11 protein-coding genes are annotated in these 13,211 nt (G+C 41.7%); 1 reads left to right on the plus strand and 10 read right to left on the minus strand.

Going from position 1 to position 13,211, the window contains the following annotated elements; translation table 11 throughout:
• Positions 1–27: 27 nt before the first annotated feature.
• From HMPREF2685_RS08325 to HMPREF2685_RS10280, 9 genes are all read right to left on the minus strand, one after another.
• Positions 28–2,346: an HAD-IC family P-type ATPase gene (locus HMPREF2685_RS08325; RefSeq protein WP_070466357.1), complete on the minus strand. Its 2,319-nt coding sequence runs from the start codon at positions 2,344–2,346 to the stop codon at positions 28–30.
• A gap of 8 nt (positions 2,347–2,354) precedes the next feature.
• The gene (locus HMPREF2685_RS08330; protein WP_061590768.1) at positions 2,355–2,741 is read right to left on the minus strand and encodes an SMU1112c/YaeR family gloxylase I-like metalloprotein; all 387 of its coding nucleotides are present in this window, start codon (positions 2,739–2,741) and stop codon (positions 2,355–2,357) included.
• 67 nt (positions 2,742–2,808) lie between these two features.
• Complete coding sequence (locus HMPREF2685_RS08335) at positions 2,809–5,166, minus strand: DNA translocase FtsK (RefSeq protein ID WP_061590769.1); 2,358 nt, start codon at positions 5,164–5,166, stop codon at positions 2,809–2,811.
• A gap of 194 nt (positions 5,167–5,360) precedes the next feature.
• Entirely contained in the window at positions 5,361–5,822 is a 462-nt protein-coding gene (locus tag HMPREF2685_RS08340; protein ID WP_061590770.1) for a hypothetical protein, read from the minus strand.
• On the minus strand, positions 5,815–6,714 hold the full coding sequence (locus tag HMPREF2685_RS08345; protein WP_070466362.1) for a hypothetical protein: 900 nt from the start codon (positions 6,712–6,714) through the stop codon (positions 5,815–5,817). Before HMPREF2685_RS08345 ends, HMPREF2685_RS08340 begins: the two co-directional genes overlap by 8 nt.
• Complete coding sequence (locus HMPREF2685_RS08350; protein WP_231065233.1) at positions 6,695–7,588, minus strand: hypothetical protein; 894 nt, start codon at positions 7,586–7,588, stop codon at positions 6,695–6,697. Before HMPREF2685_RS08350 ends, HMPREF2685_RS08345 begins: the two co-directional genes overlap by 20 nt.
• 61 nt (positions 7,589–7,649) lie before the next feature.
• Positions 7,650–8,744 (minus strand): hypothetical protein, encoded by a 1,095-nt coding sequence (locus HMPREF2685_RS08355; RefSeq protein WP_261710506.1) that lies wholly within the window; start codon positions 8,742–8,744, stop codon positions 7,650–7,652.
• Between the two features lie 293 nt (positions 8,745–9,037).
• Positions 9,038–9,604, minus strand: a complete 567-nt coding sequence (locus HMPREF2685_RS10275; protein ID WP_061590773.1) for a hypothetical protein — start codon at positions 9,602–9,604, stop codon at positions 9,038–9,040.
• Positions 9,605–10,027, minus strand: coding sequence for a hypothetical protein (locus HMPREF2685_RS10280; protein ID WP_222560484.1), 423 nt, complete (start codon positions 10,025–10,027; stop codon positions 9,605–9,607). It abuts the gene before it with no gap.
• Between the two features lie 282 nt (positions 10,028–10,309).
• Between HMPREF2685_RS10280 and HMPREF2685_RS08365 the strand changes: the two genes are divergently transcribed.
• Complete coding sequence (locus HMPREF2685_RS08365) at positions 10,310–11,155, plus strand: peptidylprolyl isomerase (protein WP_061590775.1); 846 nt, start codon at positions 10,310–10,312, stop codon at positions 11,153–11,155.
• Positions 11,156–11,467: 312 nt separating this feature from the next.
• On the opposite strand, the gene HMPREF2685_RS08370 is transcribed toward HMPREF2685_RS08365, so the two are convergent.
• Positions 11,468–13,009: an ABC-F family ATP-binding cassette domain-containing protein gene (locus HMPREF2685_RS08370; protein ID WP_061590776.1), complete on the minus strand. Its 1,542-nt coding sequence runs from the start codon at positions 13,007–13,009 to the stop codon at positions 11,468–11,470.
• Positions 13,010–13,211: the final 202 nt, after the last annotated feature.

Below are 13,211 nucleotides of genomic sequence, written 5' to 3' on the forward strand. Positions count from 1 at the left end.
TACCGATTTCTGTCCCACTCTCTTTTTTTATTTCTTCCGATGAAAGAACCATCCCACTAGTTTCTTGAAGACTTGAATCAAGATGAGAGCAAGAACGGCCATGATGGCACAAATAACCAGTGTTTGGATCCTCAAGGGGCTCATGTTAAAGAATTTCCCTAGAACACTACTTGAAACTAGGAAGGCTAGGATATTTCCTAGAAGAACCAGTCTCTTGTAGTGATTGAGAGGCTGGGATTCTTGGTAGATGATGGTAAATCCAACGAAGGCCATCAAGCAGATGGCTGCACTTGAGAGTTCTTCCGACCTCATGCCAAATGCTGAAGAGAGCAATACCAGACTGAAGATCAGTATAAAATCCGTCAAGGCAGCAGGTAGCGCATTTTTAAAGACCGTTTCGATAAAGCGCCCTTTGATGCGCTCGCTATTGGGCTCAAGCGCTAGAAAGAATCCTGGAATCCCAATCGTAAAACCACTGATCAAGGACATCTGCGACGGCATGATAGGATAAGTAAAGGCTAAAAGCGTCACTGAGATAGCCAACAAGATAGAAAAGATATTCTTGATCAAAAAGAGACTGGCTGATCGTTGAATATTATTGACCACCCGCCGACCTTCTGCCACGATGGACGGCATCTTCCCAAAGTCGGAATCTAGTAAAACCACTTGCGCCATCTTTTTGGTCGCGTCATTTCCAGATTCCATCGCAATACTACAATCCGCTGTTTTGAGGGCCAGAATATCGTTGACGCCATCTCCAGTCATGGCGACTTTATGCCCCTTTGCCTGCAAGCCTTCAACAAGGCTTTTCTTTTGCTCTGGTGTCACCCGACCAAAGACCGTATATTGGCTCGCCGCCTGGTGCAAATCTTCTTCCGTCAGTAAGGTTCTGGCATCGATCAGATTTTCTGCTCCTTCAATGTCTGCTTTTTGCGCGATGGCAGAAACTGTAGCTGGGTTGTCCCCTGAAATGACCTTAATGGTTACACCTTGTTCTTTAAAGTAGGCAAAGGTTTCTTTGGCATTTTTTCTCAAAGGATTGGAGAGAATAATCCAGGCCACCAAGTCTACAGGAGCCTCTAAAGTCTCTCCAAGCTGTTCTCCTCGATATTTCCCAAAAGCCAAGACCCGATTGCCTGCCTGAGTAGCAGGAGCTATCTCCTCTTCAACCTCAGAGAAGCCCTCTCGTAAGACAAATTCTGGTGCGCCTAATACATAGATCCCAGATTCAAAGGCAATGGCTCCATACTTTTTCTTAGACGTAAAGGGCTGAATGTCTTTAGCCTTCCAAGGCTGGCTGACTGGTGTCTTATGAAATTTTCGGATGGCATCCATGGTATCGTTTTGATCCATACTAGCCTTGACATACTGAGCTAGAGCTTCCAAGTCTTGAGCATCTTTAACTGGACGAATCTCTGTCACTTCCATACCCGGCTCTGTAATGGTCCCCGTCTTATCGACACAAAGGATATCCACGCGCGATAAGGTCTCAATCCCCTTCATGCTATTGAGCAGGACCTTTTCCTTGGCCAATCTGACAGCACCCAGAGCCAGTGCCAAGGTCATCAAGAGATACAAGCCTTCTGGAATCATCCCGATCAAGGCCCCGACTGTTGAAGTCACACTGAGGTTGAGGCTATCACCTAAGCTGATATAGCTGCGAAGAAAAAGGAGCGAACCTAGCGGAATGATAAGGAGACCAATGATCCCCACAATACGATTGACTGCATGGACCATGTCAGACTCCTCATGAGACTTGACCTGCTTGGCTTCCAGGCTCAGTTGGTTGATGTAGGAGTCGTTCCCAACTTTTTCTAGTTGCGCTAAACCTTGACCAGCGATCACAAAGCTACCTGATATGAGCGCGTCTTGCGCTCCTTTTTTGACCTCATCAGCTTCACCGGTCAATTGCGACTCATCGACTTTTAGCTCGCCCTCCAGCAAGACCCCATCCGCATAGATCTGATCTCCAGCTTGAAAGCAAACTAGATCGCCCTCCACCAGCTGATCGATAGGTAGAGTGACTTCTTTTCCTTCGCGAAGAACGATCGCCTCACTCATATGTAGAAATTGCATCTGACGCAAGATCCGTCGAGAGCGGACTTCCTGCACAATCCCTACCAAGGAGTTGACCACGACGACCGGGACAAACAAGAGATTGTTCCAAGACTTCACTGCTACCAGCAAGAACGCTAAGACCAGGAAAATCAGATTAAAGTAAGTAAAGACATTGTCTCGAATGATCTGCCCAATACTTTTTTCTGTCTTGACCGTGACCTTATTTTGCTTGCCCTCTTGGATCTTTTTCGCTACTTCTTCCTGACTGAGTCCTTCTAATCTAACCATTGCTTTCCTCACTCATGTATTTCCAAGGGCAATCCTTCTGGATCGAAGAAAAATGCCATCTTCTTGCCATCAAAATCGTCATAGCGAAGGCCTGTATTCTCAATACCTAGCTGATCCAATCTAGCTAGATAGGCCTCTACATCCTCCACTTTAAAGGCCAGATGACGCAGTCCCGCATGCTCGGGCAAGGGGAGCTTCGGACGTTCTGGGGCCGTCGGTTTGATAAAGAGTTCTAAAGTCAGCTGCCCCTGACGGAGATTGATCAAGATATCTCCCCGTTCGGGACGGTCATACTCACTGACAATCGCAAAGCCCAACTGCTCCACATAAAAATGCAACATAGCGTCGCGATCCCGTCCAATGATGGCAATATGATGAATCGTATCTAACTTCATCTGGTCCTACTTTCTATTTTCTATAAAAAGAAAAGGGAGTGGGGCAAGTGCCCTCTTCCCCCTAGACTTATTGTTGCAATACTTTTCGAGGTTTGGTTCCTTCAGCTGGTCCAATCACACCCGCTGCTTCCAACTCTTCCATGAGGCGAGTCGCCCGGTTAAAACCAACCGATAAGCGGCGCTGGATCATCGAAGCACTGGCTTTTTGGGTCTCGATGACGAGCGCTTTGGCCTCTTCAAAGAGAGGATCACCTTCATCAGAGCCACCCATACCTCCATCAAAGTCTGACTCCGATACTTCTCCTGGATCGAAGGCATCATCATAATCAGCTTCTGCCTGCTCTTTGACAAAGTTGACAATCCGCTCCACATCGTCATCTGAGATAAAGGATCCTTGTAGACGGATCGGATGATTTTCATCGATCGGTTTAAAAAGCATGTCTCCACGACCGAGCAATTTTTCTGCCCCATTTTCATCCAAGATGGTCCGTGAGTCGGTCCCAGATGATACCGCAAAAGCGACACGGGAAGGCACATTGGCCTTGATCAAACCTGAGATAACGTCAACCGATGGCCGCTGGGTCGCAAGAATCATGTGAATTCCTGCTGCACGTGCCTTTTGTCCAAGGCGAATAATAGCATCTTCCACTTCTTTACTTGCCACCATCATCAAGTCTGCCAACTCGTCGACAATGACCACGATCAATGGAAGGGGCACTTGCTTCATCTCAGACTGGGCATTGTACTCAGCCACCTTGGCATTAAAGCCAGCAATATTGCGAGCGCCTACTTTCGAGAAGAGCTCGTAGCGATTTTCCATCTCATCAACGACCTTCTGCAGGGCTCGACTAGCCTTGCGTGGGTTGGTCACCACTGGAATCAAGAGGTGAGGAATATCATTGTAGACAGAAAGCTCCACCATCTTTGGATCGACCATCATAAATTTGACTTCGTCCGGACGGGCCTTCATCAAGATACTCGAAATGATCCCATTGACTGCAACCGACTTACCAGATCCAGTAGAACCCGCGACCAAGAGGTGGGGCATCCGGGCCAAATCAAAGGTCCGAGCTGAACCATCTACAGCCTTCCCAAGTGGAATCTCAAGGAGTTTAGCTGGGTCTGTCTTGGATTGCTCCCACAATTCACGGAAGGAAACGGTCGCAATCTCTGAGTTGGGAACTTCAATCCCGACCAGAGACTTCCCTGGAATCGGTGCTTCGATCCGCACATCCTTGGCTGCCAGGGCCAAGGCCAAATCATCTGCTAGGTTAGAGATGCGGTTGACCCTCACACCGACAGCCGGTTTGACTTCATACTTGGTAACAGATGGACCAATTTCCGCCCGCTCTACTGTCGCCTTGATGTTAAAGCTTGCAAAGGTTTCTTCCAGAATGCGGATATTCTGACGAACGATATTCTTCTCTTTGGATTGATTTTTAGGCTTGTCAGGTGCGAAGAGATCAATGGTTGGAAGTTTATACTGAAGGAGTTCCTTAGGCGTGAAGTCCACTTGAACTTCCTCCCCATCGTCCTCGAATTCTTCGGCCACTGGAAGCTCTTCGTATGCTTCAGGCTCTTCAGGCCATTCTTCATCTGGTAGATAGATCTCTGGTGTTGCTGGTGCAACAATCTCGGCTTCTGGGAAGGTCTCTGTGAGCGGCTCTTCCGCCAACACCTCTCCTGTCTCAGGATCTACAGGATGGCCCTCCATTGACAAAGGACTTGGAAGATCTGCCCTTACCTCTTCTTGCTCTCTTACAGCTACAGCCGCTTCCTCAGCAGCTCTCGCTTCTTTTTCAAGGAATTTCTGCTCACGACGCTCTTTACGTTTTTCCATAGAGGCATGGAAGGCTTCTGCACCTTTTTCAAATAAATCATAGATAGAGTATGGACTCATCAAGAGAAGGCCCAAACCGATAAAGAGAAGGCCGATAAAATAGGAACCAATATTTGAAAACAGGAAGGAAATAGGAGCATAAAGAAGGGCACCGATCATACCCCCACCGGCAAAACTCTCCACCCGCAGATGAAGCAAGTCTGCCATGATTCTTGAAAAGGTGACCTTGATCCCATTATTATCTAAATGAAGGGAGGATACAAAGAAGGCCTGAAACATCAAGAGAACCCCTGCAAAGAAGCTGAGGAATCCTGATATAATCCCTTCGTGTTTATCTAGCCATTTAAAAGCATAGAGGTAGAAAAAGGTTGCTAAAATAGCCAAATAAGCCGAACTTCCGACAAAAAGACGGATCAGGTTGTAAGCTAAGACTCCCACAGCCCCCAATTTCAAGGCCGCAAAGACTAAGACCAGACTGATGAGAATGGTCGTAATCATACGATGAATCGCTTTTTTTCTTTCTAATTCTGCTTTGGACAGTCGTCTCGTCGACCGTGTATTTTTTGATTGATTATTGTTTGCCATAACCTTTATTATACCACATTTCCAAGCTAGTTCTCTAGTAAAATCATTTCCACAAATTTGCAACAGAAAGCAGAAAAACAGTACCGAGTGGGCACTGTTCTTTAGAGCTGTTTAGAACGATATTCAATGATGTTCAAATTCCAAAATGGATCTTACTCAGATTTTTTATCCTCCGGTGTGATGGTATCTAGAACTTAATCGACTTTTTGCTCTCTTTCCAATTTGTTATCCATTTGAATCATATCGATTTGATCTTGTACATTTGTTTGCTGAACTTGCGGTTTATATGACGAGGCAAATCCTCCTCCAATCACAAATAGACTCACTCCAAGGACGCAAAGTCTTTTGACATGCCAAGCCATTGGCAAGGGAATTTTCGCTCCAATACCTGATTTCTTGACCCAATCCGGATGGTCTCGCATCACACGATTTGCTTCCATCAGAGGCATCAGGTAGCCAAAGAGTGCAATCACCGTTATCAATCCAATAACCCGAAAACGATTCTGATTGGACGAAGAAACATGGTTCACTTCCATCAAGATCATGCCCGTAATCACCAGAACAATGACCAGTAAAAAGCCCAAAGATCTCCATAGACCTTCTCGACGGTAACACTTCAATTCATCAAACGACATCTCGTTAAAATTCTTATTCATTCTTTAACAACTCCTTATGCTTCTTCAGGTATTTCTTGCCATACCATTCTTCGACAGTTTTCCCTTCCCACTCACGATATTCTTCAGGATATTTTAATTTGTAGTAGCCTTGCAACATATAGGGAAACATGAAATATATTTCAAAAGCAGAAATCAGTATATTGAAAAATAGAAATAAAAATAAAACACATAATCCTTTAACCAAATTATCTGCATTTCTTATTGAATCCGAAAATATCGTACGAAAAATTATCCAGAGTGCTACAACTATTCCACCATACTTGACAATAAATCTAAATATGCTATTAAACACTCTATCAATCGGACTCTCTATTCCAGTTCCACCATTTAATAATTTAAGTAATGATATAGACTTAGCATGTATCAGGTAAATGATCGTAAATAGAATCAAACCTACCATGGCAAATAACCCTAAATATCCAACTAAACCATAAAGTAAATTCAACAATAGAAGATTTAACTCAACTAGAAGCCATATTATAAAGGAAACCATAACATGAAACTGACCTCTATAGATCAAAATGAACTGTTGGTTGAATCGCTTTCCTAATATAATCAGCAAAATCCATATTGCCAGCCCCATCCAAAATACCCAGTATGGAAGAAAATTAATTTCGGGCAAGTGTACTGTTAAATCTCTGGGATTAGCATGGTAAAATAAATAATCATTTAAAGCAACAATTAACCAATTGGGACCGATTATAAATAAGATCGTCAAAAATACTAGCCAGACATATGATTTCAAAGTCCCTCTATATTTTTCTTTTTTTAGAGCATCCTGATAATTTTCCTGAGCAAATTTTCCCGAAATACCATCATCTAATAGATTTAAACTCTCTTCAAAATTGCCTCTAAAGATTGATTTCTTCATTATTACTTTCCATTAACTCCTTATGCTTCCTCAGGTATTTCTTGCCATACCATTCTTCCAGTGATTTTCCTTCGAACTCTCGATATTCTTCTGAATATTTATTTCGATAGTAACCATACAGTGAATGAGGCAAAAGTAATATAAAATACATAGCCAAAAATATCACATTCATTAGAAATACCATACCAATCACTGATACTACACCTAGAATATCGGTTCTAACTTCTCCAATTTGTGGAAAAAAGAATTTTAAAACCATCCAAATTGCAACAATTCCTCCAGCAAATCCTGTAACTAATTGAATTTGTTTAGATTGAGAACCATTATCAGTTGGTTCTTCATATAATCGAGTTCGAATTGAAGATATTCTTTTTCGAATAATCATCCCATCAATGATTCCAATTAGAGAATAAATTACAAGTAAACCAGGAATGGTTAAAGTTCTCCCAAAACCACTAATAAAGAATAAATTAACAAACAATATCATCCATATTATATACAAGTTTCCATTTAGAATGCTAACATATGGAACTTTTGCAGTGTATTGTTTTCTACAATTGACTTTACTTATGGCATACCACAAAAAACCGCACAAGAAAAATAACCAGAATGGTAAAAAATTGATGCCCCAAATTTTCACAGTCATGCCATTCTGTGGATATGCAATATTTGAATCGGTTATTGCTGATAGTCCAAACATGAACAGTATCCCCAAAAATGAGAATAGTTTTCTCGCAATACTAAATGGCTTTGTGTAGATTTTCCGACTATTTGTGTCCTTGACCATATAATCGATAAAGCCATCGTGACGCAAACGACGACTCTCATAAAAATTGGCTTTAAAGATTGATTTCTTCAATTTTTTTGAATCCATTTTTTATTTTTTTCCTCAGACTTCTAGGTATACTTTTTAGCTTACGCCATTTTAACACTTTTTAATGTTTTTCAACTCTGACCGTTCCTTTTTCGTATCCGGAATACATCGGGCTGTACCGACTCACGTAAGTACGAATATCATGTGAAGAGTCAGACTGCTCGAAAAGCGACAGAGAACCCCATTGTAAAATTCCATCATATTGCTTTCCATCGACGGTCAACTCGATATCTTCTCGATCAAAAGGATAAGTCTTCTCCTCGCCCTTCTCCTTCACTATCACATGATCTCCATCAATCTTGATCCAGGATTCTTTATTAAGCGAGGCAGTTTTTGTCTCCATATTGTCAACCGACAAATAATAGATCCCATTAATTGGCCGATTGGACTCCACCAAGTTCATGATGATCGCTCCGACAAAAAGAATCGGAAAAATCAACAATAACCATTTCCATTTCTTTTTCCCCTTCTTTTTGGGAAGTTCCGCCTCAGGAAGAGGCAGATCAGCTGTTAGAGTCGCAAGTCTCTCAGACTCCAGCTTTGGATCTAGCATAAGAGCAGATAAAGAGTGATCTTCACTCGCTAACCATTGCTTGGCCATCTGGACAAAATACAGACGCTCATCTTCTTGCGCTATCTCTTCAAATAAAGAAACAGCCAGCTCCATATCTCCCTTTAAATAGGTATTTAATCCTTTAAAATAACGATTTTCCAAGCGTTGAAAAGCCTGTGAACCGGTCACATGATCAAAATAATCATTGGGTTGCTGGTCCACAAGGATGTCATAGATGGCCAGTTGCTTCTGAATAACTTCTTCTTTTTCTGCTTCATTCTTGAAGGGAACATAGGTAAACTTCTTCTGAATATCTTCCTTGCTGATGGCTTTTCCTGAAAGTAGGGAAGATTTTACGAAAATTCCCAAGAGGGATGAACGATCAGTCCTAGCTATGTTTTGATTTTGTAAAAACTCTATTCGATCGATTGCAGATGAGAAATCTCCAATCATGTAGCAATATATTACACTAGCAAGATGGGCAGCTTTTTTGCTTAAACTAAATCTAGCACGACTACCCGATTGAGACCATTCATACCAAAAATCGATTCCAGTCGAAGCGTTTAGAATCTTAAGGGCTTCTTTTTCAAACCATTTATTCATCAAAACATAAAGAAGAAATAGAAGACCCAGCACCACTAGCAGTGTATTCGAATAAAAGTTTTGATGATCCGGAAACAAGCTAGATAAATAGCAATGGCCTACAAATAAACTGATAATCCCAATCCAAAGTAGTATGACATATTTTTTTCTTAATTTGCTATAACTCATTTGATAATACCTCTTTTAGTGTTACCTTCCATCATACCGAATTTTCCATCTATACGCAACTTCCTTCTTAATTAGTGATTTAGACCAAAAAGAAATCACCCTCACGGGTGACGAATGCTAAAAAATTAAGGGGAATATTTCTTTTCCAAAATTTTTAAATAATGTGTTTTCTTGAATTGGACAGATAATGTTAACACAACAAAGAGATACCACATCAAAAAACTTATAAACAATAACAAAAAACTTCCGAAGGTAAGATATAAGATGGATAATCCTAAAGTGATGAGTCCAAAAACAAGAATCAGCAAATAGGTTTTCAATCCATTCGACTTCTGTACTTGAAAATAATGCTCAGGCATATCGTAAGGAATGACATTCACTGTATACGTCTGCCTTCTGTGTTTCAATTGCCATATAGCGATGACAAGCATCAATCCAAACGATAGCACTAGTGGGATGAGTCCATGAAAGGATACTCTATCCGTTAACAGATAAATGCCATAAAAAAGGACGCCACTCGGGGTAAAGATAATGGGAAATGGAACACTTTTTCCGACATAGAGCTTATTCTCTTTAGGATAATAAAATACTGTTTTTTTGAGATTCCCTTGATCTGCACCGAATTCGACCAAATCGCGTAAAGGGAATTGTTGCCGATCCTTCGACGCTAACACAATCTGTTCAAAATCCACTTACGTAGTTTCCTGCTCAAGAGCCTTATTTGCTTCTACCTGAGCTTGAAGATGCTCTTGATAATACTTCAGTAATTCCTTATTTTTTCGTTTGGTGCCGAGGAATTTAAGTGTAACTGAACGATCAGAAGTCCCGTGCCCTATGACGTTTCCTTCCACATAAATTGGATAATTGGTGATCCCTCGAGACGTATTCTTTTCTCCCAAACGGACCACAATGGTGAATGGGTCTAGGCGATAGCGCTTGAAATTGCGATCGACCACTATTTCTGAGTTCCTAATCTCTATTCTTCCCATCGATGAAAAAGCAATCCAGCCAACTGTCACTAGAAGAAAACAAGCAGCCAATAAGGCTGTTAGGTTTTCAAAAAAATTTACTTCAATCAGTAATTGGATGACAGCGATGAGCATCGACACTGCCAAAAAGATCAAAAAATACAGTGAACTTCTCGAGTAAATATAAAATTTACGTGGTTGTTTCATTTATGATATTCTTCCTCTATAAAAAATCTATTTCACAACTCTAAAAGCACTTTCCATCATACCGAATTTTCCATCTCTACGCAACTTCCTTCTTAATTAGTGATTTATCAAATGTTATCGGTCTTGAAACAACCTCAGAAAATAGAGAATCCCATCCAGATTTGAAAGTATCGCAAAATTAAGGTACAATAGAGAAAGACAACTATGTTGGAAAGGAAGAATATGAAAAAATTAATCGCACTACTATTATTTTCCGGCTTAGCTTTGACAGCTTGTTCGTCCAATAAGACAGACGCTAACTCTTCAAGCTCAAGCAAAGAAAAGACAGAGCAGACAGCAACTTCTAGCTCTAGTGAAAAAGATCAAAAGAAAATTGAAGAAGAACAAAAGAAATTAGAACAACTGCGCAAAGATTTTAACGATGCCATGACCAATGAAAATGCCGTCTTCCCACAACTATCAACTGACGTGGCTGAAGATGAAGCGGAGGTTAAAATCACTACGACTGAAGGCGACATCACTGTCAAGCTCTTCCCTAAATATGCGCCCCTTGCAGTTGAAAACTTCTTGACCCACGCAAAAGAAGGCTACTACAATGGCTTACTCTTCCACCGTGTCATTAACAACTTTATGATCCAAACTGGGGATCCTAAGGGAGATGGTACTGGTGGCGAATCCATCTGGAAGGGCAAAGACAAATCCAAAGATTCAGGTACTGGTTTTGAGAATGAGTATTCTCCATACCTTTACAACCTTCGTGGAGCCCTTGCTATGGCCAATTCTGGTCCAAATACCAATGGTAGTCAATTCTATATCAACCAAAATAAGGATGATATTTCAAGTAAACTTCCAACTGATCGTTTCCCAGCTAAGATCATCGATGCTTATAAAAATGGTGGAAATCCAACCCTTGATGGTGGTAACTACACTGTCTTTGGCCAAGTGATCGATGGCATGGATGTGGTGGATAAAATCGCCTCTGCCGAAACCGATAATAAGGACAAACCAAAAACAGACATCAAGATTGAAAAAATCGAGATCTTAAAAGACTACAATTCCAAGAAATAATGAAAAGAGAACCAAACAGTTCTCTTTTTCTATCAAATGTAAATTTTTCTTAGAAACTTTCCTTAGGTGAGTACGGACGTCAGCGAACTTCGGCGAAGTTCCATGACTAATTATTGAGCCTAAGGTCTCAATAATTCCGTGTGCCTGAAACAAATCTGTTTCAGGCACTTTTCTCACTGCGGAATGTTTCGGTCATTACTTGACTAAATTTAAAAATAGAATCATTTAGATTTTTTGAATTACTTGTGCCGCCTTATGTAAACAACAAAATTTCTTCATTCTAAAAAGCGAGACAAGTTTCTCTTTTTGTCTTTAAGTCAATTCATTAAAGTCCCAGATTTGGTCCATCCAGCCTTCATAGAAGTCTGGCTCGTGGCAAACCATGAGGATCGATCCCTTGTACTCTTTCAGAGCCCGTTTCAATTCTTCTTTGGCATCCACATCCAAGTGGTTGGTCGGCTCGTCTAGTACTAAGACATTGTTTTCGCGATTCATCAAGAGACAGAAGCGTACCTTGGCTTGTTCTCCACCGGATAACACCTGAATTTGGCTCTCGATATGCTTGGTGGTCAAGCCACAGCGGGCAAGGGTGGCACGAACTTCTGCTTGGTTGAGAGCCGGAAAGGCATTCCAGACTGCTTCAAGCGGTGTCTGGCGATTGCCACCTTCGACCTCTTGCTCGAAGTAACCAAGTTCTAGGTAATCTCCACGCTCTACTTCTCCAGCAATCGGTGGGATGATTCCCAGCAAGCTCTTCAAGAGAGTGGTTTTCCCGATCCCGTTAGCTCCGATGATGGCTACCTTTTGATTGCGTTCAAAGGTTAGGTTCAAAGGCTTAGTCAAAGGACGATCATACCCAATCTGGAGATCCTTGGCCTGGAAGATAAAGCGACCAGGAGTCCGGGCATTTTTAAATTCAAAGGATGGCTTTGGTTTCTCACTTTGCAACTCAATGAGTTCCATCTTGTCCAGCTTCTTCTGACGAGACATGGCCATATTCCGTGTAGCCACACGCGCCTTATTGCGGGCTACGAAATCTTTCAAATCAGCAATCTCTTTTTGCTGACGCTCATAAGCTGCTTCCAATTGCGATTTCTTCATTTCATAGACTTCAAGGAATTGGTAGTAATCTCCGGAATAGCGGGTTAACTGCTGATTTTCCACATGGTAGACGATATTGATTACATCATTCAAGAAAGGAATATCATGGGAAATGAGGACAAAGGCATTTTCATAATTTTGCAAATAGCGTTTGAGCCAATCAATATGCTCTGCATCCAAGTAGTTGGTCGGCTCGTCCAAGAGAAGGATATCTGGTTTTTCAAGGAGCAATTTGGCCAAGAGGACCTTGGTCCGTTGCCCACCTGACAAGGAGGTTACATCCGTATCCATGCCAAAGTCCATGACCCCAAGAGCACGTGCCACTTCATCAATCTTAGCATCCAAGGTATAGAAATCCCGACTTTCTAGACGCTCTTGGAGTTCCCCGACCTCTTCCATCAAAGCATCGACATCGGCTCCCTCTTCCGCCATGGCCATATAGAGGTCATTGATGCGAGCTTCAGCTGTGAACAACTCATCAAAAGCGGTCCGTAAGACATCGCGAACTGTTTGTCCTTCTTCTAAGACCGAATGCTGATCCAGGTAACCTGCCGTCACATACTTAGACCACTCCACCTTTCCTTCATCAGGTTGCATTTTACCTGTCACGATACTCATGAAGGTCGATTTCCCTTCACCATTGGCCCCGACAAGACCGATATGCTCTCCCTTTAACAAACGGAAGGACACATCCTCAAAAATCGCACGGTCCCCAAAACCATGACTCAAATTTTTCACTTCTAAAATACTCATGCTTGACTCTCTTTCATTGATTTCACTCGTATGATTATATCATCTTCACTGCAAAATGAAAAGGGAGCCCAACTCCCTTTAGAATATATATAAATAAATTATAAGTAAGATAGGTTACGCGATTTTGTCAAGAAATCAAAATAAGTTCTAACTTATGAATTTCATAAAGAATATACCGAAACTTTCCGCCGTGAGAAAAGTG

Source organism: Streptococcus sp. HMSC074F05, from assembly GCF_001808725.1.
In the GTDB taxonomy this organism is placed as follows: Bacteria; Bacillota; Bacilli; order Lactobacillales; family Streptococcaceae; genus Streptococcus; species Streptococcus parasanguinis_I.